We start from the raw sequence: 24,487 nt of genomic DNA on the forward strand, positions 1-24,487 counted from the left end.
ACCTCTTTTATTCTCTTAAGTTATTTTTCACTTGTCTTTCTGTTTCTATCAATAAAAAAATAAAACATAATTTTGTTTCTACTAATTTTTTTTTTTGTTCAATTTTTTGTAAAATATTTAAAAATTGATTAATTTGTGAATCTGAATAATCACAATAATTCTTTTTTGTAGAACAAAAAAAAGAAAAAACACCTATTATTTGTTTGTTTTGATAATACAAATCTAAAAAAAAACTAAATAAAATAAATAAAAAATCATCTAAAAATTTTTTTTCTTCTAAAAAAACATCAGATACTACTGCTAAACGCGAAAATAAAGAAACATCCGATAAAGAATCTAAAAATAATAAAAAAACTTTTTTTAAATTTAAATAATAATCACTTTGAAAAAAAAATTCAGAATAATTTTTAGAATTATAAAAAAGATTTCTTAAAGTTTTGTCTAAACAATCATCATTCTTATCGCAACGAGATAATAAAATTTTATTTTTTTTCACATTATAAGATATATGATCTAAAGAAAAAATTTGAGCTCTTGAAAGAATAGTTGGTAACAAAAAATGGCGATTTTCAGTAGATAAAATTCCTAAAGTATTATTATTTATTGGTTGTTCTAAAAAAGACAATAAACTATTAGCCGATTGATAAGATATTTTTTCTATTTGTTCGATAACATAAACTTTTTTTTCTTGAAATAAAGAAGTTTGTTGAAAATAATTTTGCATTTCTAAAATTTGTTCTTTTTTAACAACATCATATAAATAATAAAAATTTGGATATTCATTATTTAAAATCATTTTTCGTAATTTTTCTTGTTTTTCGGGTAAAATATCAATTTTTAAAAATTCATATACTAAATCTAAAATGAAAAATTTACGTTCTTCATTATTTCCACCTTCAATAAGATAAAAATGAGATAATTTTTTATTATGCATAATAAGTTTGAATTTATCTAATAAAATTTGTTTTTGTTTTATATATTTATCGAAAAACATTTTTTGATCCTAGATATAATAATCAATTTTATTTGTTCTAAAGGTAAACTAGCATCCAACTTATAAATCCTTTTAGAATAACGCTTACAAAGAGATAAATAACCTTCTCTCACTCGATTATGAAAATCCATATTTTGGAAATCAAAATACTCCATTTTATTTTTTCTATAAGTTTTAATCCTTTGTATCCCTATTGAAGGTTCTAAATCTAAATAAAAAGTAAGAGAAGGTAAGTTTTTCAAAGAAAAAATATTAATATTTTTGATGAAATTTTCTCCTAAATTTCTTCCATAAGCTTGATAAGCAATAGAAGAATCGATATAACGATCACAAATAACTATTTTCTTTTTTTCTAAAGCTGGCAAAATGACTTTTTTTAAATGTTCTATTCTGTTAGCAGCATATAATAAAGCTTCTGTTTGATCATCTATTTTATTATAAAAAGATATCAAAATATTCCTAATTTTTGAATTAAAAACATAATCATCTCCTGGTTCTTTGGTTAAAATAACAGGATATTTTGATATTATTTTGTGAAATAAAAAATTCGATAAAGTTGTTTTTCCTGTGCCTTCACAACCTTCAAAAGAAATAAACATAAATTAATTTCCACTCTTTCTTTTTTTAATAAAAAATTTTTTTTAAAAAAAGACCGCGGCTAGGAGCTAAAAAAGAAGATTGTAAACCGCGACATTCTTTTAACATGTATTTAAAGTCTGTTATTTTTTTTTTATTTTGGCCAATTTTGATCAAAAAACCTACTAAAAAAAGAATCATTTGTTTTAAAAAACTTTTTCCATGAAAATATAAATAATATTGTTCTGAAGTTTCTTTTAAACCTGCTCGGTAAATTTTCCTTATAGTAGATTTTTTTTTATTTTTATTGTTCGTAAATAAAGCAAAATTATTTTCTCCTTCGCACAAAATTATTGCTTCTGCTATTTTATCAAAATCTAAATCTGATAAATAAACTTGAAATCGACAACAAAAAGGATCTAAGGGTTTTTTAGAAAAAAAATATTCATAAATTTTAGATTTAGCGTGATAACGAGCATGAAAATTATTATAAGTTAAGTTGATATCAACAATCTTAATATCATTAGGCAAAATTTTATTTAACGATTTTTTAAACTTTATTGTATCGAAAACAAAAGAAATTGTGAAATGAATCGTTTGACAATGAGCATGAACACCTTTATCTGTACGACTAGCCGCAAAAGTCACAATTTTTTGCTTAGTGATTAAATATAAAGCTCGCTCTAAAACAGATTGAATAGTAACTAAATAAGGTTGTTTTTGATAACCGTAATAATTAGTACCATCATAACTTAAAATTACTTTATAAGTAAAGGTTTTCAAATAAAAATTTCTCCTTTATTATTTTATTTTATAAATTTCTTTTATTAAATTAATAAAATACTTATCAATAAATTTTTCATAAAAAAACAAAAAAAACATAAAAAAACAAAACAAAAAAAATAGAATAATAATTATTTTTATTTATTTTATAATAAGTTAATTTAGTTCTTGATTTTCCTACAACATATCCTCTGGTTTCCATCGCATCAGCTAAAACATAAGATTTGTGAAAAGTTAAAACGAAAATAGGTATCAATAAAGAAACTAAATAATAAACTTTTTTGAAAATATTTTTTGTATTAAAATCTAAACCTCGAGCAGTCTGAGCTTTTAAAATTTTTTTTATTTCTATTAGTAAAAAAGGAATAGAAGAAAAAATTAAAGATATCATAAGAGAAAAAATTTCTACAGGAAATTTAATCTTTTTTAAAGGTTTTAATAAAATCTCTAAACCATCATTAATTTCAATAAAAGAAGTAGTCTCACTAATTATTATATTAATAATAAAAATTAATGAAAGACGTATTACAATCAAAAAAATTTGCAAAATATCTTTTCTTTGTAAATAAACTTTTTGAATATCATTTTTTTGAAAAGATAAAATATTTTTATTAGGAAATTTTGAAATCCAAAAAGGTATTAAAAATACAAACAAAAATAAGAATAATAAAAAAAAGTATTTAATATATTTTTTTGCAAAAGGAGGATAAAAAAAAAGTATTATAAAAAATAAGAAAAGAAAAATATTAATGTTTTTCCAAGTATAAAAAATAATAGATTTTTCTTGTGGTTTAAAAGATAAATGAATTATCAAACTAAAAACAACAAGAAAATGTAAATTTAAAATTTGTTTTAATAATTTACTAAAAGTATGAGAAAAATCAATATTTATCAATAAACCAATTAAGCAAAAAATAAATAATAAAAACATAACAAAATAAAGAATAAATTTAAATTTTTCTTGAGAAACAAAATCAATATTTAAGGCAAAAATAATTCGATACATAAAAATCATTAAAATAATTTTTAAAGAAGGATGAATAAAAAATAAAAAAGATTTTTTTTTAGAAACATCAACATATCTCAAATCATTTTGTTCAATTTTCATCTTTTTTGTTTATTGTCCTTAATTACTATTTTTTTTATAGAATGTTTTTAAATATTTCATTAATTCTTGAAAAGAATACTGAGGAACAAAAGGAAGATTTATTTTTTGTTTCAAAAAATCCATAATTTGAAAAATTTGAGGCTTATAAAAACCGAATTTAGATAAATTTTGATATAAAAAAAAATCTTTTTTATAACCCGAAAATAAAACTTCCCCTTTTTCTAAAAAAATAATTTTATTAGCATATTCTGCTGCTAAATCAATATCATGTGTAATATAAATTACAGTTTTTTTATCTTTTTGATTTGCTTGTTTTAAAATTGTCATAATTTCTATTTTATTTTTAATATCCAAACCCCTTGTTGGTTCATCTAAAATTAAAATAGAAGGGTTCATCGCTAAAACACCGGCAATAGCGACTTTTCTTTTTTGACCGCCAGATAATTTAAAAGGCGATACATGAAAAAGATCTTTATCGATTCCAACCAATTTTAACATTTGAATAGCTATTTTTTTTGATTCTAAATCATTTTTATTAAAATTTTTAGGAGAAAACATAACATCTTTTAAAACTGTAGTTTCAAAAAGCTGATATTCAGGTAATTGAAAAACTAATCCTATTTTTTGCCTTAAAGGAATAATTTTTTGATAAGGTGTTTTTGAATTAATTTTTTGATTAAAAATTTCAATTTCGCCTTCTGAAGGAATCAACAATCCGTTCATTAATTGAACTAAAGTAGATTTTCCAGAACCAATTCGGCCTATCAAAGCAATAAAATCATTTTGTGAATTTATTTTTAAATTAATATCACGCAAAACATAAGAACTTCTTTTGTTATATAAAAAACTTACATTTCGAAATTGTATTGCCATAAAACATCCTTTAATTCTTCAAAAAATGGTAAATCAATTGAAGATAAATCTTTTTCTTTTTGTAATTGATAATAAACTTTCAAGGCTAAAGGTAAACTGAAAAAAAACTCTTCTAAAAAATCTTGATTTTTTAAAAGATTTCGAGAAGTTTCATATTTCCATATTTTATTTTGTTTTAAAACAATAATTTCATCACTTTGTAAAGCAAAAGATAAATCATGAGTAATCGTGATTATAATTTTATCTTTCTTTTGATTAATATTCTTAATGATATTATTAATTTCTTGAGTTTCTTTAGGATCTAAAAAAGCTGTTGGTTCGTCAAAAATAATAATTTGAGGTTCCATGGCCAATACAGATGTAATCGCTACTTTTTGTTTTTGTCCGCCTGATAGCTCTTGCATTTTTTTATCTAATAATTCATTAACCAAAAACATATTAGAATATTTATTAATTCTTTCTTGTATTTGTTCTCTTGATAATGAACAATTTTCTAAACCAAAAGCAATATCACTTTTAACATCGAAACCAACAAATTGATAATCAGGATTTTGAAAAACAATACCCATTAAAGAGCGTATATTAGATAAATTAATTTCATTTAATTCTAAATTATTAATCAAAATTTTCCCCTTAGAAGGAAATAATAAGCCAATTAGAATTTTTGCTAAAGTAGATTTTCCTGAACCATTATCACCTATGATAGAAATCCATTTTCCAGGATAAATATTAAAATTTAAATTATAAAAGATTTCTTTCTCTTTATAACTAAAATCTAAATTTTTAACATTAATCATATCAAAAACCCTAATTTTTTTATATAATTACCAAAAAATATAAAATCAAGAATATTAAACAAGAGAAATTATAGCCATCGGAGCAGAATCACCTTTACGCGGTTCTGTTTTAATAATTCTAGTATAACCGCTATTACGGTTTTGATACTTATTAGCTATTTCTTGAAATAATTTTTGCAAAACAGTTTGTTTTTCATTAATATTTTCATCAAATAAAAAAAGGGATGCTCTTCTTCTTGAATGAAGATTATTTTTTTTACTCAAAGTAATTAATTTATCCATAATTTTTCTTAACTCTTTAGCTTTAGATTCAGTCGTAAAAATACGCTCATAAATAATTAAATCAGAAGCTAAACTTCTTAATAAAGATTTTCTCTGAGCAGTATTACGTTTTAATTTACTATATGCCATTTAAATAAATTGTCCTTTCTGAATATACCTTAATATCTTTTTTTAATCTATATTTGTATTTTTGAAACAAAGATCTAATTCAGTTATCTTATTTTTTAATTCTTCGAAAGATTTTTTACCTAAGCTATTTAAATTCATAATTTCTTTTTCATTTTTACTTATTAATTCTTTTATTGTATTTATTCCTGATTTTTTTAAACTATTAAATAATCTTACCGAAATCTCTAATTGATCAATTCTCAAATCTAAAGCATGATTGTGATTCTTGATTTCAGGTTCATAAATAAATTCAGTCTCTTTTGCTTTGTCGCATAAATCAACTAAAATATTTAAATGATTAACCAAAATTTTAGCAGCAATCGATAAAGCTTCTTTTGAAGAAATAGATTTATTAGTTTCTATTTCCAAAAATAATTCTTCTTTGTTATTTAATTTTTGTTCTACATTATAAGTTACTCTTGTTGTCGGAGTATATAAAGAATCTATAGCTATAACACCAAATTTATTTTGACCATAAATTTTATTCTCTTCGGCGCTTACATAACCAATGCCTCTACGAACAGTAGCTTGTAATTTTAAAGAAGATTTTTCATCAGATAAATGAGCAATAACTTGATCTGGATTAACAATTTTTAAATTATCTATTGTTTTAAAATCAGCTGCAGTTACTACTCTTTCGCCTTTAACATCAATTTCTATTTTTTGTTCGAAATTATCATCTAAGCTATCAACAGAAATAATAACTTTTTTTAAATTTAAAATGATAGACATAACATCTTCGTAAATACCAGGAATTACACTAAATTCATATTCAATTCCTTCGATATAAACATTAACAATAGCAGATCCTGGCAAAGAAGATAACAAAACTCTTCTCAAAGAATTACCTAAAGTAAGCCCGAATCCTCGCTCTAAACGTTGAATGATAAATTTTTTATTGAATAAATCTGTTTTAGTTTCTTCAATTTCCATTATAGGTTTGATAAATTTTAATTTATCCATTTTTATAAACATTACTCCTTAACATAAAATATTAACCTCGAGGACGTTTAGGCGGTCTACATCCATTATGAGGAACGCGAGTCACATCCTTAATAGATGTAATTATTAAACCTGATTCTTGCAAAGAACGAATAGCAGTATCTCTTCCTAAACCAAATCCATTAACTTTTACTTCAATTTTTTTCATTCCATGATCTTTAATAGCCGAATCAGCTGCCATTTTGGCTATTTTTTGAGCTGCAAAAGAAGTCGCCTTTCTGCGACCTTTAAAAAACAAACCACCGCTTACATTACGAAAAAGCGCATCTCCTTCAGGATTTGTAATACTTATAATGGTGTTACTATAAGTTGTATGAATATGTGCAATTCCTAAGACAACATTTTTTTTATTTTTTTTACGTTTATTTTTAGTTTTATTTTGAAAATTCATAAATTACCTTTCTTTTTTTACATTCTTATTGCTATTAGAAATTTTTTTATTTGTTTTATAAACTATTTTTTTACGTTTTTTCTTAGCTGTTTTTGCATTATTACGAGTTTTTTGTCCTCTTACTGGTAATCCTCTATGATGATGTGCTCCTCTATCTGAACCTATCTCTTTTAAACGTTTAATATTTAAAGCAACTTCCATACGTAAAGCACCTTCTACAAGATACTTTTTCACTTCTTGAAAAATAATAGAAATTTGTTCTTCAGTTAATTCTTTTACTTTAATTTTTTTTTGAATTCCTAATTCATCTAAAATTTTTTTAGAAGTTTTAATCCCGATACCATGAATGCTTGTTAAAGCATATAATATATTTTTATCGCTAGGAATTTTTACTCCTGCTATTATTGTCATTGAAAATCTCCTTTTTTATAATTATCCTTGTCTTTGATTATGACGACGATTTTTTTTATTTATAATATAAATTCTTTTTTTACGACGTACAATAATATCATCATCACTGCGTTTTTTAACAGAAGCTCTTACTTTCATGAATTTGTCTCCTTTTCTTTATAGCGATAAGTAATCACTCCTTTAGAATTAACTTTAACTCTATCTTTCTTAAAAATACGAATATTATTAGTTCTTATTTTTCCAGAAATAGAAGCAATAATAATTTTTTGATTTGAAAGAAGTTGTACTTTAAATTTAGTATTACGTAAAACTTCAATTACCACAGCATCATCAAATTCTTTAATCATATTTCAATCCTATTTTTTATTAACTAACATATATTTTAATTAGTTAAAATTTCATATCCTTTATCTGTTACTAAAACTGTATGTTCGAAATGAGCACTCAAACTACGATCAACAGTTACCGCCGTCCAACCATCATTCTCGATATAAACATCTTTACTTCCGAGAGTAAACATAGGTTCAATGCAAAAAACCATTCCTGGTTTCAAAACATAATCTTTAGGCACGAAATCAAAATTAAAAATGTATGGTTCTTCATGTAAATTTTTGCCTATTCCGTGACCTGAAAAAATTTCTACTATACCATAATTATATTTTCGACCAACCGAATTAATAGCACTTGTGATATTAGAAATATATTTTTTTGGCTTTATTTGTTCAATTCCTAAAATTAAAGCATTTTCAGTATTTCTTAAAAGTTCTTTTACTTTACATGAAACATCACCTAACATATAAGTATAAGCACAATCCACATAATAATTTTTATATTTAATCCCTAAATCTAAAGTAACAATATCTCCTGATTTTAAAACTTTTGTTTTAGAAGGTACCCCATGAACTACTGTTTCGTTAACTGATATACAAGTATAACCGTTAAAATTTTTATAATTTTTAAAAGCTGAAATTACACCATGTTTTTTTATCAAATCGCAAGCAATCATATCTAATTCTAAAGTAGAAATTCCTTCTTTTAAAAAAAGAGATAATTCTTTTTTAATTAAAGATAAAATTTTACCAGCTTTCCTCATTAAAACAATTTCTTCAGATGATTTTATTGATATCATAATTTAATTTATTACCTATTTAATTTTAAAATAATGTATTATGCATTTTTTGAATATTAGTTTTTTTAGTTAAATTTTTCATACATTCGATAGCAACACCAACTACAATTAAAAGAGCTGTTCCACCAATAGAAGATTTGATCCCTATTTGTTTTAATTGTTTTTTAAAAAAAATATTAATTAAATCTGGAACAGCAGATAATAAAGTTAAAAAAATAACTCCAATAACAGTAATTTTAAATAATTCATAATTAATTTTATCAACTGTTTCTTTTCCTGGTTTTTTACCTTCTAAATAAGCATTTTTTTTAGATAAACTTTGAGCAATTTCATTAGCATTAATATTCATAAAAATAGAAAAAAAAGCAAACAACATAATTAATAAAAGATAAATAAAAAAACCTAAACCTAAATACTCAGAACGCGATTCTTCAAAAATTGAAAAAAATTTCTGAAACTTATTCGCCGGAGATAAAATAAATCTTAAAGTAAATACAACATTTAATATAGCATTCGCTAAAATAATAGGCAAAACCCCAGCAGAATTTAATTTAATGGGAATATGATTTAAAGCTTTATCATTATTTTCGGTCGACATATAATAAACAGGAATTTTCAAATAAGAAGAAGATAAAACAACTGTTAAAAATAACAAAATAAAGAATAATAATAATATCAATAAATAAACTCCGCCACCGTTAAATAAATCTTTTTTTAATAAACCTTCCGATACCAAGGATTTAACATTTTTACTTAATTCTTTACTAACGCTAACAACAATTAAAAATGAAATACCATCTGATATTCCTTTAGAAGTAATAATATTAGCTAACCAAATACAAACAAAAGAACCAACCACAAGAATAGAAATAATTATTATAATTTGATAATAATTTAATGTTAATTCTGGTTTTGGTTTTAGACCTAATTTTTGAAATATATCGTTGTGAAATTTTATTTTTCTTGTAAATTGAAATATCAAAGCTAAACCTTGAAAAATTGCAGTAAAAAGAGTTAAAAATTTAGTTGTTAAATTAATTTTATAATTTCCTTTAGAACCTTGTTCTCTCCAATCTTTCAATAAAGGTATAACTTTTTGTGCTAATTGCATAATAATTGAAGCAGTAATATAAGGAGCAACTCCGAGTGATAGAATACAAAAAGAGCTAGGTAAAAATAAATTTAGCGATTCATCTGGTGATTCGTTTTTTAAATATGTATATATTTCTTTGGGTAAGAAAGGGATATATAAATAAGTACCAAAAAGATAAATAAAAACAACAATTAAAGTAATAAAAATTTTTTTAATAGTGGTTTTTCTATCTGAAAAAAAATTAATAATTTTTTTCATTATAAAATTACCTTAATATTTCTATTTTTCCGCCATTATTTTCGATAATATTTTTGGCTTTTTGCGAAAATTTATCAGCTTGAATAATTAATTTTTTTGTTAATTTTCCCTTAGCTAAAATTTTTACCAATGATGTCGTTTTCTTAATTATTTTTTTTTGTAACAATAATTCTTTTGAAACAACAACATCATTGTCAAAAATTTCTAATTTTTTTAAATTAACTAAGTCATATTTTTTTTTATTAAAATTGTTAAATCCTCTTTTAGGAATTCTTTGAAAGAAAGGAGTTTGTCCGCCTTCGAATCCTATTCTATTTTTTCCACCTGAACGTGCTAACTGTCCTTTATGACCTTTTCCAGAAGTTCCACCTTGGCCACTACCAGAACCACGACCTAAGCGTTTAGTTTTTCTTCTAGCGCCTTTGTTTGGTTTTAAATCATGTAACATAACAACTATTTATCCTCTTTGATTTCAATAATTTCCTTAACCAAAACTAAGTGTTGAATTTTTTTTAATATACCTCTTATTGTAGCCACATTTTCTTTAATAATTTTTTGATTAATTTTTTTTAATCCTAAAGAATTAATATTTTTCAATTGTTTTGGACTTATTCCTATAATACTTTTTTTTAAAGTGATTTCTATCTTTTTCATTATTTATTGATCGCTTTCTCTTTAAATCTTTCTTTTAAATTAATCCCTCTTATACGTTCAACATCTTTAACTGTTTTTAAATTTTTTAAACCATTAACAACAGATCTTAAAACATTAATAGGAGTACGAGAACCAAAATTTTTAGATATTATATCATGAATACCTACTAATTCAAAAACAGTCCTAGCTGCTTTTCCTCCAGCAATAATCCCTGTTCCTTTGGGAGCAGATTTTAATAAAGTATTAGAAGCACTAAATTTACCAATTATTTGATGAGGAATTGTAGTTCCTGATAAAGATATGTTGATTAAATTTTTTTTAGCTTTTTCTAAAGCTTTTTTAATTGCATCTAAAACTTCTTGTGATTTTCCAGTAGCAAAACCTATTTTGCCTTTTTTATTACCAACAACTACTAAAGCGGAAAAACGAAAACGACGTCCACCTTTAACAACCTTGCTAATCCTATTAATTTGAATAACTTTTTCTTCGAAAATATTTGTTTTCATTTTATTTTCTTTTAATTGAATATTTTTCAAAATTGAAGACCTTCCTTTCGAAGTGTTTCAGCTAAAGCTTTTACACGTCCATGGTATAAACGTCCATCTCGATCAAAAACAATTTGATTGATATTCTTTTCTAAAGCTTTTTTGGCAATTAATTTCCCAATTTTTTCAGCAGTAAGAATATTAACTTTTTTAGCATCTATTTCTTTACTATGAGCGCTACATAAAGTTATTCTTTTTTGATCATCAATGATTTGAACATAAAAAAATTTATTAGAATAAAACGCATTCAAACGAGGTCTTGTTGAAGTACCAATAATTTTTTTTCTTAAATGAAGATGACGTTTTTTACGTAAACTTTGTGATGATTTTTTATTTATCATAACTCATTAAAATATTCCTTTTTTTTTAACTTTAATTTTTATTTTTTAGCACTTTTACCAGCTTTACGAGGATAATATTTCCCCACAAAACGAATTCCATTACCTTTATAAGGAGATGGTTTACGTAATTTCGCTATTTTAGATGCAAACTCGCCTACAAATTGTTTATCTATACCTTTGATAACAATTTCTTTATTTTTATTAATAGTAATTTGTAAATCATTAGGAATTAATAATTTAATGATATGTGAAAACCCTAAATTAAAAACTAAATTAGAACCTTCTTGTTTCACATCATAACCTAAACCTGATATTTCAAGTTTTTTTATTGAATATTGACTAATACTAGTAATCATATTAGCTAATAAAGCCCTAGAAGTTCCGTGAATTTTCTTCATAAAAACTTCATCATTTGGTCTAACAATTGCTATATAATTATTTTTAATATTAATATTTAGCGAAGGATTGAACTGATATTTTAATTCTTTAGTAGATGATTTTATTTCTACTAGATTTTGATCTTTTATTTTAACTTCAATTCCTTCAGGAATCGGAATTAATTTATTTCCTACTCTTGACATTGATGTCTCCTTTTAATTACCAAATATAAGCTAAAACTTGTCCACCGACTCCCTGTGATAAAGCCTGATAATCTGTTAAAATTCCTTTAGAAGTGGAAATTAAAGCTATTCCTAATCCATTTAAAACTCTAGGTATTTTGGCTATAGTAACATATTTCGAAACTCTTTTTAATCCTGTAATAGCTCTTTTTTTAGTTAAATCATATTTTAATTGAATCAAAATATTTTTAAGTTTTTTATCTAATCGAAAATCTTTAATAAATCCTTCTTTTTTTAAAACTTCTAAAATGTTAATTTTTAATTTTGAAGAAGGAACTAAAACTTTTTCATAATACATAATATTAGCATTACGAATTCTTGTTAATAAATCAGCAATAGGATTAACATTCATAACAATTATATTTATCTTTCTTCTATTTGGTTTTACCAACTAATTTTTTTTACACCAGGAATTTCGCCTTTATTCGCTAATTCTCGAAATTTAATACGAGATAATCCAAACTTTCTTATAAATCCTCTTGGTCTTCCGTCAATCTGATCTATATTTTTCAAGCGAACTGGTGAAGATTGAACTGGAAGTCGAGATAACCCTTTATAATCTTTATTTTTTTTTAACTTTAATCTTATTTCTTTATATTTTAAATATAATTTTTTTTGTTTTTGATTTTGAACAATCTTTGATTTTTTTGCCACAATAAACTCCTTTTTTTGATCAACAAATGTTATTTTTTTATTTGCGAAAAGGCATACCATAAAATTCTAATAATTTTTTAGCATCTGAATCATTTTTAGCTGTAGTTACGATACAAATATCCATACCATTAATTTTTTTTACTTTATCTAAATTAATTTCAGGAAAAACAATTTGTTCTTTTATTCCTAAAGAATAATTTCCTTTTTTATCAAAAGATTTAGGTGAAATTCCTCTAAAATCTCTAATTCTTGGTAAAACAATATTTATTAATTTATTTAAAAATAAATATTTTTTTTTGTTTCTTAAAGTTACTTTAAGACCAATTGGCATCCCTTCTCTAAGCTTAAAATTAGAAATTGATTTTTTAGCTTTTATTTGTAATGGTCTTTGACCGCTTAATAAAGTTAATTGTTCGTAAAAATCATCCAAAATTTTAACATTAGAAACAGCTTCGCCAATTCCCATATTAATAACTATTTTTTCTATACGAGGGATTTGCATAATAGATTTTTGATTAAAAATTTCTTTTAAGGATAAAAGAGAATTGTTTTTCGTAGAATTATTATCTTTATTCATTTTTTACACCTTACTTTAATTAGAAATATCTATTGTATTACCTGTTTTTTTGGAATAACGTACTTTTTTACCCAATTCATAGCGAAATCCTATACGAGTAATAACATTTTGATTAGACTCAATTAAGGCAACATTAGAAATATGAATAGGAGCTTCTTGTTTGATAATATTTCCTTTTTTGTCATCTTTTTGAGAAGATGTTTTATGTTTAGTAACGATATTTATTCCTTCCACTAATACTTTTTGTTCCTTAAAAAAAACTTTTACTATTTTCCCCGTTTTAATTTTTTTTTCGCCCTTTTCATTAATAAAAAAACGATCTTTTCCAGAGATAATAGCTACTATATCACCTACTTTAATTTTATTCATTAATATATCTTCTCCATCATATTATAAATACTTTTTCAGCTAAAGAAAGAAATTTAGAAAAATTGCTACTTTTTAATTTTTGATTTTTAACAACAGGGCCAAATATTCTTGTTCCTTTTAAAGTCATATCATCTTTAATCATGACAACAGCATTATCATCAAATTTAATATAAGAACCATCTTTACCTCTTAAACCATTCTTAGTACGTAAAATTAAAGCTCGAGAAGTTTCACCTTTTTTAATTGTTCCTGTAGGAACAGCTTTTTTAACAGTAACCTTAACTACATCTCCGATATAAGCATAAAGTTTTTGACTAGCTCCTAAAATATCAATCACTAAAACTTCTTTTGCGCCGCTATTATCAGCAACAATTAAACGACTATTTCTTTGAATCATATTAATTTACCTTTTTTTTAGAAATAATTTTTAATAAACGAAAATTTTTAGTTTTTGATAAAGGTCTTGTGCTCATAAAAGAAACTAAATCGCCTATTTGCGCTATTTCTTTTTCATCATGGACATGAAATTTACTTTCTTTTCTGATTTTTTTATCATATAAAACATCTTTTGTGTAATAACGCATAACAACAGTAATAGTTTTTTGCATTTTATTTGATATTACAGTTCCTAGTAAAACTTTTCTAGAATTACGCATTTAATAAACCTCTTTTTTTTAATATTTATAAAAATATAAAAAAATTTAATAAAATAAACAAAAAAATAAAAATTTTGTTTAATTAAAAAAATGAAATTGAAATTAATTTTTAAACATTATCTAATTCTTATTAGAATATTTTCTAAACATTTATTAATCAATGTTATTATTTAAAAAAACAAGAACATGATTATTTTGTTAAATTTCTTGTTCTTTTAAAATTGTTTTAATACGAGCAATATTTATTTTTATTTTGCGAATACAAGATGTATCTTTTAATTTAACTAAATCTAATCTAAATCTAGCATCTAATAAATCTTTTTTTAAAGAAATAATCTTATTATTCATTTCTTCTTTTGTCATATTACGAATATCTTTTATTTTCATAATTCTTGACCTTTTTTAACAATTTTTGTTTTAATAGATAATTTATGAGAAGCTAATCTTAAAGCTTCTTTTTCGAATTTATCAGAATCATTTGTATCACTAACTTCAAAAATAACCTTCCCTTTTTTAACAACTGCTACCCATGATTCAGGTGCTCCCTTTCCTGAACCCATACGAACCTCTAAAGGTTTTTTTGTCAAAGATAAATGAGGAAAAATATTAATCCAAACTTTTCCTTCTCTCTTCATATGACGTGTCATAGCAATACGAGCTGATTCTATTTGCTTATTAGAAATCCATGCTCCTTCTTTGGCAATTAAACCATAATTACCATTAATAATCTTATTTTTACCTTTCGATTTTCCTTCGTAACTTAAACGATGTGGACGACGATATTTAGTTTTTTTCGGCATCAACATAATAATTTACCTCTTTGTTTCTGTTCGAGAAATAACTTTTTTAATATTTTGGTTACTATTTCTTTGAAAAAAATTTTTTTTGTTTTCGTATTTATCATATTTAGAAGAAAAGAATTGTCGTGTATCATCAATAGTCTTTCCAGGCAAAACTTCTCCATGATAAATCCATACTTTTACACCTAAAACGCCATAAGTAGTATATGCTTCTTCAAAAGCATAATCAACATCCGCTCTAAAAGTATTTAATGGTACAAGTTTTAAAAAAATGGTTTCTTTTCTTGCGATTTCTGATCCTCCCAAACGACCTGAAATAATAATCTTAACACCTTGGGCGCCACTTTTTAAAGCTTTAAAAGCAGCTGTTTTTTGTACCATTCTAAAAAAAGCTCTTTGTTGTAATTGTAAAGCAATATTTTGTGCTACTAAAGATGCAATTTTATCAAATGTTTTTACTTCAAAAACATTAATGTTAATTTTTTTTTGGATTAGATCTTCGACTTTTTTAATTAAAACATTTTTTGATTTATTTTCAGGACCTTGTATAATTCCTATTTTTGAGGTAAATAAATTAATTTCTATTTGTTCGCTATTTTGTTTTTTCAAACGTTCAATATTTATTTGCGAAATTGTTCCTCTAGGATAATGTTTTTTAATTAAATTCCTAAGTCTAAAATCTTCATATATTAATGAAGGGACTTGTTTATTAGTAGAATACCACTTAGATTTCCAATCATGAATAATGCCTAATCTTAATCCTATCGGATTACTCTTTTGACCCATCTTTTGTTATATCTCCTTTGTTTGTTATATCATTTATTGATGAAACAACTATTGTAATATGACTAGTTCTTTTTCTAATTTTATCAGTTTTCCCTTTAGCTCGTGGAAACATTCGAACTAAACGTAATCCTTCATTAACAAAAATTTCTTTGACATATAAATCATTTTCATTCATTTGGAAATTATGTACAGCATTAGCAATAGCGCTTTTTAATAAATTTAAAACAACCGAAGACGCTGTCTTAGAAGTAAACATTAAAATCGCTTGCGCTTCTTTAATTTTTTTTCCTCGAATTAAATCAACAACTAATCGTGTTTTTCTAGGAGTAATCGATATTTTATTTGCGATAGCTTTAACAACATTCATATAAGCACCTTCTTAAATTATTTTTTATTTCTTTTATCTTCTTTTGAATGACCACGAAAAGTACGAGTAGAAGCAAATTCTCCTAATTTATGAGTTACCATATCTTCACTAACAGATACAACAATATATTTTTTACCATTATAAACAGCAATTTTATGTCCCACAAATTCAGGTAAAATAAAACTGTCTCGGGAATGAGTCTTAATTATTTTGTTTTTTTTATTTTTTTTAATTTTTGAAAATAATTTTTCATTAACAAAAGGACCTTTTTTAACAGATCGTGACATGATGCATTTCTTTCTTCCTTTTTTATTTCTTACGATTTCTAAGAATCAATTTACTAGAATTTTTGTTTTTTTTTCGCGTTTTAATACCACGAGCTTTTTTACCCCAAGGAGTCATAGGAGATTTTCGTCCAATTGGAGCACGACCTTCGCCACCACCATGCGGATGATCGTTTGGATTCATAGCAGAACCTCTAACTGTAGGTCTAATAGATAAATAACGTGTTCGACCTGCTTTGCCATTTCGAATTAATTTATAAGATTCGTTTCCAACACTACCAATAGTCGCTCTACAAGTAGATAAAACTTTTCTTAATTCACCAGAAGATAATTGTATTACAATGTATTTTTCTTCTTTTTTAATAATTTGGACAGAAACACCTGCACTACGTGCTAACTGACCGCCCTTACCAGGTTTTAATTCAATATTATGTATATAAGAACCAACAGGAATGTTCTTTAAAGGCAAAGTATTTCCTGTTTTAATATCAGCATCAACCCCAGAATAAATTTTTTCGCCTACCGTTAAGTTTTTAGGACTTAAAATATATCTTTTTTCACCATCTTCATAATTAATCAAAGAAATATAACAATTACGATTCGGATCATATTCTATAGTCGCTACTTTTCCAGCTATACTATCTTTATTTCGTTTAAAATCAATTAAACGATATTTTTGTTTAACTCCGCCACCACGATGTCTAACTGTTATTTTTCCTTGATTATTTCTGCCACCTTTTCTATTTTGAGGTAACAAAAGTTTTTTTTCAGGAGTAGAAGTTGTAATTTCGCTAAAACTTTGTAACATCATATTACGATGTCCATTAGATGTGGGTCTATATTTTTTAATAAACATAGAATATAACCTTTCTTAATTTTTAATCTTTAATAATTTTAACATCAAAATCAAATTTTTGAATTGTATATAATGTTAATATATTTTTATTAAAAAAATCTAAATAAAATAATATTTATTTAATATTTAAATTTAAATTCATAAAATAAAAAAATAATCATTTTTTTATTTTATTAAAAATTATTTTTCATGAAAAATATCTATTCTTCTTCCTGGTATTAATTGTACAATAGCTTTCTTATAAGCAGAAGTATAACCTTGATATTTTCCTTTTCTTTTAAATTTAGGCAAAACATTAATAGTATTAACAGAAAAAACTTTTGTATTGAAAACAAACTCCACTGCTTTTTTTATCTCTATCTTATTAGCTTTAACATCAACTTTAAAAGTATATTTATTATATAATTCCATTTTTTTATTTGTATCTTCGGTGATAACAGGAGATTTTAATATATCATAGTATGTATTATTCATTATTTAAAACCTTTTCAAAATAATTAATAGCTTCTTTTGTTATTAAAAGACATTTAGTATTTAAAATTTGATAGACACTCACATGAGTAGCACTTTCTAAAATAACCTGCGACAAATTACTAGTTGAACGGGTTAAATCATCATTTAATTCTTTAACAATCAATAAAACTTTTCCTGAAATATTTAAATTTTTTAAAAGTTGTTTTATTTCTTTTGTCTTAGAGCTTGAAATATTCAATAAATCAATAATTTTCAAATTTTTTTTTTGAGTCTGTAAAGATAAAGCAAAATTAAAAGCTGCCTTTCTTACTTTAGTATTTAATTTAAAAGAATAATCTCTTGGTTTAGGACCGAAAACAACTCCTCCGTGTCTCCATAATGGAGAACGAATAGTTCCATGTCGAGCATTACCTGTTCCTTTTTGTGCCCAAGGTTTTTTGCCACCGCCAGAAACAGCGGATCTATTTTTGGTGGAGTGAGTTCCTTGACGCATAGCTGCTCTTTGTTTATTAACTACATCATATAAAACTTGATGATTTGGTTTAACGCCAAAAACTTCGTCTAATAAATTAATTTCAGATAATAGTTGACCATTTTGGCTAAACAAACTATAATTAGGCATTATTATCAACTCCTCCTTTCATTTTTTTCACAGAAGATTTAATAACAACAAAGCTATTTTTAGGTCCAGGAATACTACCCTGAATTAAAAATAATTCTTTTTCTGAATGAATAGAAACAAGTTTTAAATTTTGTATAGTTACTTGTGTATGTCCCATTTGCCCAGCAAGTTTTTTTCCCTTGATTTTACCTTTTATAGGACCCATAGAACCAGGTCTTCTATGAAAACGAGAACCATGAGTTTCAGGTCCTTTAGTTTGATTATGTCTTTTGATCGGACCAGCAAAACCTTTACCAATACTAACAGCTGTAACGTCAACAAATTCACCAGAACTAAAAAGTTCTGTAGCCGGAACAACACTTCCTACTTCAAAATTAGTTAATTTATTTTGAATACTTGAAATAAAACGAATCTCTTTAATAAAAGATTTAGGAACTATTTTGATTTTTTTAAAAATACCAAGAAGAGGTTTTTTTGTTAATTTTTCTTTTCTAGAACCGAATCCTAATTTAGTAGCTTGATACCCATCTTTTTCTAGATTTTTTTGTTGTATAACAATATTATCCGCCACATGAACTACTGTTACAGGAATAGAAAAACCTTTTTCATCAAAAATTTGAGTAATTCCTATTTTTTTCCCTAAAATTCCTTTAGCCATTGGCTCCCTCTTTTCTCGAAATAAAAATTCAAATAACTAGATAATAACAAAAAAATTAAAACAAAAGTTTATTTTTATAATTAAATCTTTATTTTAATTAAATAAACATAATTTAGTTATTTAATTATTTTTTTATAATTTATCTTCTTGAAGCATTTTTTAAAACAATATCAATAGCTGATGGTAAAACAATATTAGTTAAAACATCTATAGTTTGTGCACTAGGATTAATAATACGAATTAAACACTTATGAGTAAAACGCCCAAATTGTTCTTGACTATCTTTATTAACAAAAGGAGAACGAAGTACTGTAAAAACTTCTTTTTTAGTAGGAAGAGATATAGGTCCTTTAGTTTGAACGCCTGTTTTAACAACGCTACTAATAATTTTTTTTGCGGCTTGATCGATTAAACGATGATCATAAGTTTTTAAAATAATATCAAACATTTCTTGTTCTTTAGCCATTTCTTTTGAAAACCTTCCTTTTGTTGATTAATTATATATAAAAAAACATTTAAAAATATTTATCTACAAGTGCATTTAAACAACTTAATCTTTTAATTAAAATAAAAAATTATCAATATCGATAAAAATAAATAATCCAAACATAAAAAAATTAAACTCCATTCTAATTCTTTAATTCTAATAAATTTATTATTAAAAAATTAAAAAATAATGTCAAAATAAATTATAAATTTCAGAGAATATTAATTCTCTTAATGTTTTTTAATAATATACATAAAAAATGAATTAAAATACAAGCATCTTTATTATATATAAATTTTATTTCGAATGCAAACATAAAAAAAGTATTTTTTCAAAATAATTAAAAAAATTAATTCAAAATAAAAATCGGAATAAATTAATTAAAAAAACATTATATTTTTTTAATAGCTGCTCTTAATTTAGCTGAACGAGAACGAGGATTTAAAATTATTTCTTTATCATTGGGACGAATTACTTTTTTAGTTAAAATATTAAAATAATTAGGAGGTAAATCAGATTTTAGAATAGGTATTCTTGGTAAGAAATTACATTCACTATTTTGTTTAAAAAATCTTTTAACTATGCGATCTTCTAAAGAATTAAAACTAACGACGACTATTCTACCATTTTTTTTTAATAAAGTTAAGCTTTGTTGTAACCCTTTTTTTAAACATCTCAATTCCTGATTAGTTTCAATTCTTAAAGCTTGAAAAACTCTTTTAGCATTATGTCCTTTTTTTTTATTATAAAAAGAATTATAAAATTTATCTATAATTCTGACTAATTCTAAAGTTGTATAAATAGGTCTTTTTTTTATAATTTCACGAGCAATTAAAGCAGCTTTTGGTTCTTCTCCATAAAGAAAAAAAATTTTTTTTAATTCTTCTAAATTATAAGTATTTAAAATAGTAAGAGCTGTTTTTTTTTCATCACGATTCATCCTCATGTCTAAAACATCATCATGCAAATAACTAAACCCTCTTTTTTTATCATCTATTTGAAAAGAAGATAATCCTAAATCAAAAACAATTCCATTAATTGCAAAAATATTTCTTTTATTTAATTCTTCTTTTAAAAAAACAAAATTTTTATGAATTAATATAATATTTTTAGTTTGAGAAAAACGTTTTGAACAATATTGAATAGAAAAAAAATCTTGATCAAATGATAATAGCAATCCTTGTGAAATATGTTGTAAAATAGCATAACTATGTCCTCCTCCACCTAAAGTAGCATCGACATAAATACCTTTATTTTGGATATTTAAATATTTAATAACTTCCGAAGTTAAAACAGGGGAATGTTTAAGCAATAGCATTTAATTATTTATCCTTAATATAAAATATCCAAAATATATACAAAATCATAATATATAAAAAAATATATCATTTAAAAACTATCTTAAAATTTCCTCGAACAATTTCATTTAAAGCTTTACTAATTATTTTTTTTCCTGAAACATGAAATAAATCTAATTTTTGGTCTTCGATAACATGTGCAATTTTACTTGATAAATAAACTAATTTATATTTTGAATCAATACGTTTTAATAATTCATCTATAGATGGTTCATTCAACCCTAATTTATTTTCATGAGACATATTTTTTTATTTCCTTTTCATTTTTTTTATTTATTTACAATTTCTGATAAATAAACATTAATACTATTTTTTACTTTAGAATGTTCTGCTGTTATAATCGACATAATTTTATCTACAGCATTTTCGATTTCATCATTAACAACAATATAATCATACTTATAAGCTAAATTAAATTCTTCATCTGCTTTGGCTATTCTTTTAAGTAAAATATCTTTACTTTCAGTATTTCTATTTTTTAAACGTTCATATAAAATTTGTCGAGAGGGTGGAGAAATAAAAATAAAAACACCATCTTTATTCACTTTATGTTTTTTAATTTTTAAGGCTCCTTGGACATCTATTTCCAAAACAACTTCTTTTTTTTCTTGTTTTAATTGTTTTAAAATGTTTCGATAAGGAGTACCATAATAATGGTCAACAAAATTATTATATTCTAAAAAATAATTTTCTTTAATTTTTTTTCGAAATTCTTCTTTGCTGACAAAAAAATAATCTATTCCATCTTTTTCGTTCACCCTAGGAGGTCTTGTAGTCATAGAAATTGAATAAACAAAATTATTTTTTTCTCTACGAAATAAAGATTTCTTAATTTCTTCTTTTCCGACACCAGATGGTCCTGAAATTACTATCATTAGACCTTTTATATGTAATTTCATATTTTCTCCGATATTCTTTATTATTTAAAATTTTAAATATGATTTATTTGAAACATGATGTTTTTGAAAAACTTAGTCAAAGCAAAATTTATGTTAAATAACTAAATTTAATAACTTATTTTCAATATAAATAATTTTTTTGATTTTATGGTCTTTCAATAATAATTTTACTTTAGGATTCGCTATCACTTGTTGAAAAATTATATCTTTTAATTCATCTTTTTTGATGTTAATAATAGTTTTAATTTTACCATTAATTTGAACTATTAAATCTGAATATCGAATAGTATTTAAAAATTTTTCCTTATAAAAGGGCCAAAATAAATCAACTAATGCTTTTTTATTTTTTAAAAATTCTTGATTCAATTCTTCTGTTAAATGTGGTGCTAGAGGATTTAATAATTGTAAAAAAATAATCATTTGTTCTTTATTTATTTTTTTTAATTTATAAACAGTATTAATAAAAATCATTAAATTACTAATTACTTTATTAAATCTTAATTTTTCATAACCTTCCGTAACGATTTGAATTGTTTTATTTAATAAAAATTCTATTTCCGAAGAAAAAAAATTATATTTTTCTAAATATAAATCGCAAATATTATAAATTCTATTTAAAAATCTTTGAATTCCTTTTATACCATTTTTTGACCAAACTTTATTATCTTCAAGGGGGCCTAAAAACATTATATATAGACGAATAACATCAGCACCATATTCATCTAAAATTTCAGAAGCGTTAACACCATTGTTACGTGATTTACTCATTTTTAAATTATCTTTGCCTAAAATCATTCCTTGATTGAATAATTTTAAAAAAGGTTCTTTACAAGAAGTCAAACCTAAATCATATAAAAATTTATGCCAAAAACGAGAATACAACAAATGACCTACAGCATGTTCGGCTCCACCAATATACAAATCTACCGGTAAAAAATAATCTAACTTCTTTTTTGCTTCATCAGTATCCAAAGGAATAATACCTAAATGATTTTTTAAAATATATCCAATATAATACCAAGAACTTCCGGCTAATTGAGGCATTGTATTCGTATCTCTTCTAAAAGTTTTACCGTCTTTTTCGAAATATAACCAAGAAATTATTTTTGATAAAGGAGAAGTTCCATCGCCAGAACTTTCAATTTTGTCCAAAAAAGGTAATTCTAAAGGTAAATTTTCATCTTTTTCTAAAAAAATATTATTATTTTCATCAAAATAAACAGGAAAAGGTTCCCCCCAATATCGTTGACGAGAAAAAACCCAATCATGTATTTGATAAGTATTATGATTATATCCTATCTTTTTATCTTTAGATAATTGAGTAATTTTTTCATGAGCTTCTTTATTATTTAAACCATCTAAAAAACAACTATTAATAAAAACAAAATTTTCATTATTTTCGCTTAATAATGATTCATTATTTTGAATTTCTGAAAGAATATTTTTTTTTTTTTCTTTCAAAAAAGGTAATTTCAAAATAGGAATGATTTTTAAATTATAATTTGATGAAAAAAGAAAATCTTTTTCATTACAAAAAGGAACAGACATAATAGCTCCTGTTCCATAATAAGGAGAAACATAATCAGCAATCCATATAGGAATTTTTTTAGAACTAAATGGATGTATCGCATAACTTCCAGTAAAAACACCTTTTTTTTCCTTATTTATAATACGTTCTAAATTAGTTTTTTGATTTATTCGTTTAATATATTCTTCTACTTCTTTTGAATTTGTTTCGAGTGTAAGTTCTTTTACCAAATAATGTTCTGGAGCTAAAATTAAAGAGTTTACCCCAAAAATAGTATTAGGTTTAGTTGTAAAAATTAACAAACTTTTCGATTTTGTATTTTCTAAAAAAAAATTAAATATAAAACCTTCTTTTTTTCCTATCCAATTCTTTTGAACATCTTTTATTTGAGATGGCCAATCTAATAAATCTAAATCTTCTAAAAGTTGTTCAATGTAAGATGTAATTTTCAAAATCCATTGTTTCATTTTTTTTTTAACAACAGGATAATGTCCTCTTTCGGAAACAAGTCCTCCCTCAATAGAAATAACTTCTTCATTGGCTAAAACTGTTCCTAATGCTTCGCAAAAATTAACTTCAGAATATGTCAAAAAAGCTAATTTTTTTTCATAAAGTTTTTTAAAAATCCATTGAGTCCATTTATAAAAATAAGGTTTAGAAGTAGATAATTCTTTTTCCCAATCAATACTTTTACCTAATTTTTTGATTTGTTGTTTAAATTTGGCGATATTTTTTTGGACAAAACTATTAGGATTATTTCCTGTTTGTAAAGCATATTGTTCTGCGGGTAATCCAAAAGAATCCCAACCAAAAGGATGCAAAACATTATAACCTTGCATTCTTTTGAATCTACTTATAATATCACTAGCAGTATAACCTTCAATATGACCCACATGTAAACCTTCCGAGGAAGGATAAGGGAACATATCTAAACAATAAAACTTTTTTTTAGAAAAATCATCACTGGTTTTAAATTTTTTATTAGTTTCCCAATAAGATTGCCATTTTAATTCTATTTTTTTAAAATCATAACATAACATAATCTGATAAAATCCTTCTGAAAAATATTTTTGAAATAAAATCAATC

The 24,487-nt window shown here is 24.1% G+C and carries 39 protein-coding genes; all 39 read right to left on the reverse strand.

Annotated features, from left to right (window positions below; genetic code table 11):
• Window positions 1–7: 7 nt before the first annotated feature.
• The 39 genes from MDPP_RS00515 to leuS all read right to left on the reverse strand — a co-directional run bounded on the left by MDPP_RS00515 (window position 8) and on the right by leuS (window position 24,440).
• On the reverse strand, window positions 8–994 hold the full coding sequence (locus tag MDPP_RS00515; protein WP_144658251.1) for a hypothetical protein: 987 nt from the start codon (window positions 992–994) through the stop codon (window positions 8–10).
• A complete protein-coding gene (gene tmk / locus MDPP_RS00520) occupies window positions 973–1,593 on the reverse strand; it encodes a dTMP kinase (RefSeq protein WP_144658252.1) in 621 nt (206 codons plus the stop codon). Before tmk ends, MDPP_RS00515 begins: the two co-directional genes overlap by 22 nt.
• A 25-nt stretch (window positions 1,594–1,618) precedes the next feature.
• A complete protein-coding gene (gene truA, locus MDPP_RS00525; protein WP_144658253.1) occupies window positions 1,619–2,353 on the reverse strand; it encodes a tRNA pseudouridine(38-40) synthase TruA in 735 nt (244 codons plus the stop codon).
• A gap of 76 nt (window positions 2,354–2,429) precedes the next feature.
• Entirely contained in the window at window positions 2,430–3,461 is a 1,032-nt protein-coding gene (locus tag MDPP_RS00530) for an energy-coupling factor transporter transmembrane component T family protein (RefSeq protein WP_144658254.1), read from the reverse strand.
• 18 nt (window positions 3,462–3,479) lie between these two features.
• Window positions 3,480–4,334 carry an ATP-binding cassette domain-containing protein gene (locus MDPP_RS00535; RefSeq protein WP_144658255.1) on the reverse strand — a complete coding sequence of 285 codons (855 nt, stop codon included), beginning with the start codon at window positions 4,332–4,334 and terminating at the stop codon, window positions 3,480–3,482.
• On the reverse strand, window positions 4,310–5,131 hold the full coding sequence (locus MDPP_RS00540; protein ID WP_144658256.1) for an ATP-binding cassette domain-containing protein: 822 nt from the start codon (window positions 5,129–5,131) through the stop codon (window positions 4,310–4,312). Before MDPP_RS00540 ends, MDPP_RS00535 begins: the two co-directional genes overlap by 25 nt.
• Before the next feature lie 54 nt (window positions 5,132–5,185).
• Window positions 5,186–5,542 (reverse strand): 50S ribosomal protein L17, encoded by a 357-nt coding sequence (rplQ, locus tag MDPP_RS00545; protein ID WP_144658257.1) that lies wholly within the window; start codon window positions 5,540–5,542, stop codon window positions 5,186–5,188.
• Window positions 5,543–5,584: 42 nt separating this feature from the next.
• Window positions 5,585–6,544 carry a DNA-directed RNA polymerase subunit alpha gene (locus tag MDPP_RS00550; RefSeq protein ID WP_144658258.1) on the reverse strand — a complete coding sequence of 320 codons (960 nt, stop codon included), beginning with the start codon at window positions 6,542–6,544 and terminating at the stop codon, window positions 5,585–5,587.
• Window positions 6,545–6,575: 31 nt separating this feature from the next.
• Window positions 6,576–6,974, reverse strand: coding sequence for a 30S ribosomal protein S11 (rpsK, locus tag MDPP_RS00555; RefSeq protein ID WP_144658259.1), 399 nt, complete (start codon window positions 6,972–6,974; stop codon window positions 6,576–6,578).
• Between the two features lie 3 nt (window positions 6,975–6,977).
• On the reverse strand, window positions 6,978–7,385 hold the full coding sequence (gene rpsM, locus MDPP_RS00560; RefSeq protein ID WP_144658260.1) for a 30S ribosomal protein S13: 408 nt from the start codon (window positions 7,383–7,385) through the stop codon (window positions 6,978–6,980).
• Between the two features lie 21 nt (window positions 7,386–7,406).
• Window positions 7,407–7,523: a 50S ribosomal protein L36 gene (rpmJ, locus tag MDPP_RS00565; protein WP_144658261.1), complete on the reverse strand. Its 117-nt coding sequence runs from the start codon at window positions 7,521–7,523 to the stop codon at window positions 7,407–7,409.
• On the reverse strand, window positions 7,520–7,732 hold the full coding sequence (locus tag MDPP_RS00570) for a S1 domain-containing protein (RefSeq protein ID WP_144658262.1): 213 nt from the start codon (window positions 7,730–7,732) through the stop codon (window positions 7,520–7,522). Before MDPP_RS00570 ends, rpmJ begins: the two co-directional genes overlap by 4 nt.
• Before the next feature lie 35 nt (window positions 7,733–7,767).
• Window positions 7,768–8,514: a type I methionyl aminopeptidase gene (gene map / locus MDPP_RS00575; protein WP_144658263.1), complete on the reverse strand. Its 747-nt coding sequence runs from the start codon at window positions 8,512–8,514 to the stop codon at window positions 7,768–7,770.
• Window positions 8,515–8,539: 25 nt separating this feature from the next.
• Complete coding sequence (locus MDPP_RS00580; RefSeq protein WP_144658264.1) at window positions 8,540–9,865, reverse strand: preprotein translocase subunit SecY; 1,326 nt, start codon at window positions 9,863–9,865, stop codon at window positions 8,540–8,542.
• A 7-nt stretch (window positions 9,866–9,872) separates the two neighbouring features.
• A complete protein-coding gene (rplO, locus tag MDPP_RS00585) occupies window positions 9,873–10,313 on the reverse strand; it encodes a 50S ribosomal protein L15 (protein ID WP_144658265.1) in 441 nt (146 codons plus the stop codon).
• A gap of 5 nt (window positions 10,314–10,318) precedes the next feature.
• Window positions 10,319–10,519, reverse strand: coding sequence for a 50S ribosomal protein L30 (gene rpmD, locus MDPP_RS00590; RefSeq protein ID WP_144658266.1), 201 nt, complete (start codon window positions 10,517–10,519; stop codon window positions 10,319–10,321).
• Entirely contained in the window at window positions 10,519–11,025 is a 507-nt protein-coding gene (rpsE, locus tag MDPP_RS00595; protein WP_144658311.1) for a 30S ribosomal protein S5, read from the reverse strand. Before rpsE ends, rpmD begins: the two co-directional genes overlap by 1 nt.
• Before the next feature lie 26 nt (window positions 11,026–11,051).
• Window positions 11,052–11,405, reverse strand: a complete 354-nt coding sequence (gene rplR / locus MDPP_RS00600) for a 50S ribosomal protein L18 (RefSeq protein WP_144658267.1) — start codon at window positions 11,403–11,405, stop codon at window positions 11,052–11,054.
• A gap of 38 nt (window positions 11,406–11,443) precedes the next feature.
• The gene (rplF, locus tag MDPP_RS00605) at window positions 11,444–11,986 is read right to left on the reverse strand and encodes a 50S ribosomal protein L6 (RefSeq protein WP_144658268.1); all 543 of its coding nucleotides are present in this window, start codon (window positions 11,984–11,986) and stop codon (window positions 11,444–11,446) included.
• Window positions 11,987–12,002: 16 nt separating this feature from the next.
• Entirely contained in the window at window positions 12,003–12,377 is a 375-nt protein-coding gene (rpsH, locus tag MDPP_RS00610; protein ID WP_144658269.1) for a 30S ribosomal protein S8, read from the reverse strand.
• A 32-nt stretch (window positions 12,378–12,409) separates the two neighbouring features.
• Window positions 12,410–12,679, reverse strand: coding sequence for a 30S ribosomal protein S14 (rpsN, locus tag MDPP_RS00615; protein WP_144658270.1), 270 nt, complete (start codon window positions 12,677–12,679; stop codon window positions 12,410–12,412).
• A gap of 37 nt (window positions 12,680–12,716) precedes the next feature.
• A complete protein-coding gene (rplE, locus tag MDPP_RS00620) occupies window positions 12,717–13,256 on the reverse strand; it encodes a 50S ribosomal protein L5 (RefSeq protein WP_144658271.1) in 540 nt (179 codons plus the stop codon).
• Between the two features lie 15 nt (window positions 13,257–13,271).
• Window positions 13,272–13,625, reverse strand: coding sequence for a 50S ribosomal protein L24 (gene rplX, locus MDPP_RS00625; protein ID WP_144658272.1), 354 nt, complete (start codon window positions 13,623–13,625; stop codon window positions 13,272–13,274).
• A gap of 16 nt (window positions 13,626–13,641) precedes the next feature.
• Entirely contained in the window at window positions 13,642–14,022 is a 381-nt protein-coding gene (gene rplN, locus MDPP_RS00630; RefSeq protein ID WP_144658273.1) for a 50S ribosomal protein L14, read from the reverse strand.
• 1 nt (window position 14,023) lies between these two features.
• Entirely contained in the window at window positions 14,024–14,281 is a 258-nt protein-coding gene (gene rpsQ, locus MDPP_RS00635; RefSeq protein ID WP_144658274.1) for a 30S ribosomal protein S17, read from the reverse strand.
• Window positions 14,282–14,479: 198 nt separating this feature from the next.
• Window positions 14,480–14,668 (reverse strand): 50S ribosomal protein L29, encoded by a 189-nt coding sequence (gene rpmC / locus MDPP_RS00640; protein WP_144658275.1) that lies wholly within the window; start codon window positions 14,666–14,668, stop codon window positions 14,480–14,482.
• The gene (gene rplP, locus MDPP_RS00645) at window positions 14,665–15,087 is read right to left on the reverse strand and encodes a 50S ribosomal protein L16 (protein ID WP_144658276.1); all 423 of its coding nucleotides are present in this window, start codon (window positions 15,085–15,087) and stop codon (window positions 14,665–14,667) included. Before rplP ends, rpmC begins: the two co-directional genes overlap by 4 nt.
• Window positions 15,088–15,093: 6 nt before the next feature.
• Entirely contained in the window at window positions 15,094–15,867 is a 774-nt protein-coding gene (gene rpsC / locus MDPP_RS00650; protein WP_144658277.1) for a 30S ribosomal protein S3, read from the reverse strand.
• Window positions 15,851–16,234 carry a 50S ribosomal protein L22 gene (rplV, locus tag MDPP_RS00655; protein ID WP_144658278.1) on the reverse strand — a complete coding sequence of 128 codons (384 nt, stop codon included), beginning with the start codon at window positions 16,232–16,234 and terminating at the stop codon, window positions 15,851–15,853. The genes rpsC and rplV overlap by 17 nt, the downstream gene beginning before the upstream one ends.
• 17 nt (window positions 16,235–16,251) lie before the next feature.
• A complete protein-coding gene (gene rpsS, locus MDPP_RS00660) occupies window positions 16,252–16,521 on the reverse strand; it encodes a 30S ribosomal protein S19 (protein WP_144658279.1) in 270 nt (89 codons plus the stop codon).
• A gap of 22 nt (window positions 16,522–16,543) precedes the next feature.
• Entirely contained in the window at window positions 16,544–17,374 is an 831-nt protein-coding gene (gene rplB / locus MDPP_RS00665) for a 50S ribosomal protein L2 (protein WP_144658280.1), read from the reverse strand.
• Between the two features lie 180 nt (window positions 17,375–17,554).
• Window positions 17,555–17,848, reverse strand: a complete 294-nt coding sequence (gene rplW / locus MDPP_RS00670) for a 50S ribosomal protein L23 (protein WP_144658281.1) — start codon at window positions 17,846–17,848, stop codon at window positions 17,555–17,557.
• Window positions 17,841–18,470 (reverse strand): 50S ribosomal protein L4, encoded by a 630-nt coding sequence (gene rplD / locus MDPP_RS00675; protein ID WP_144658282.1) that lies wholly within the window; start codon window positions 18,468–18,470, stop codon window positions 17,841–17,843. Before rplD ends, rplW begins: the two co-directional genes overlap by 8 nt.
• The gene (gene rplC / locus MDPP_RS00680; RefSeq protein WP_144658283.1) at window positions 18,463–19,128 is read right to left on the reverse strand and encodes a 50S ribosomal protein L3; all 666 of its coding nucleotides are present in this window, start codon (window positions 19,126–19,128) and stop codon (window positions 18,463–18,465) included. Before rplC ends, rplD begins: the two co-directional genes overlap by 8 nt.
• Before the next feature lie 139 nt (window positions 19,129–19,267).
• Entirely contained in the window at window positions 19,268–19,594 is a 327-nt protein-coding gene (gene rpsJ / locus MDPP_RS00685; protein WP_144658284.1) for a 30S ribosomal protein S10, read from the reverse strand.
• 412 nt (window positions 19,595–20,006) lie between these two features.
• On the reverse strand, window positions 20,007–20,933 hold the full coding sequence (gene rsmH / locus MDPP_RS00690; protein WP_144658285.1) for a 16S rRNA (cytosine(1402)-N(4))-methyltransferase RsmH: 927 nt from the start codon (window positions 20,931–20,933) through the stop codon (window positions 20,007–20,009).
• A gap of 67 nt (window positions 20,934–21,000) precedes the next feature.
• A complete protein-coding gene (rpoZ, locus tag MDPP_RS00695) occupies window positions 21,001–21,216 on the reverse strand; it encodes a DNA-directed RNA polymerase subunit omega (RefSeq protein WP_144658286.1) in 216 nt (71 codons plus the stop codon).
• A 26-nt stretch (window positions 21,217–21,242) separates the two neighbouring features.
• Window positions 21,243–21,872 (reverse strand): guanylate kinase, encoded by a 630-nt coding sequence (gene gmk, locus MDPP_RS00700; RefSeq protein ID WP_144658287.1) that lies wholly within the window; start codon window positions 21,870–21,872, stop codon window positions 21,243–21,245.
• A gap of 93 nt (window positions 21,873–21,965) precedes the next feature.
• Window positions 21,966–24,440, reverse strand: a complete 2,475-nt coding sequence (gene leuS, locus MDPP_RS00705; protein WP_144658288.1) for a leucine--tRNA ligase — start codon at window positions 24,438–24,440, stop codon at window positions 21,966–21,968.
• Between the last annotated feature and the right edge of the window lie 47 nt (window positions 24,441–24,487).

It is taken from the genome of Candidatus Phytoplasma pini (genome assembly GCF_007821455.1).
GTDB lineage: Bacteria > Bacillota_I > Bacilli_A > Acholeplasmatales > Acholeplasmataceae > Phytoplasma > Phytoplasma pini.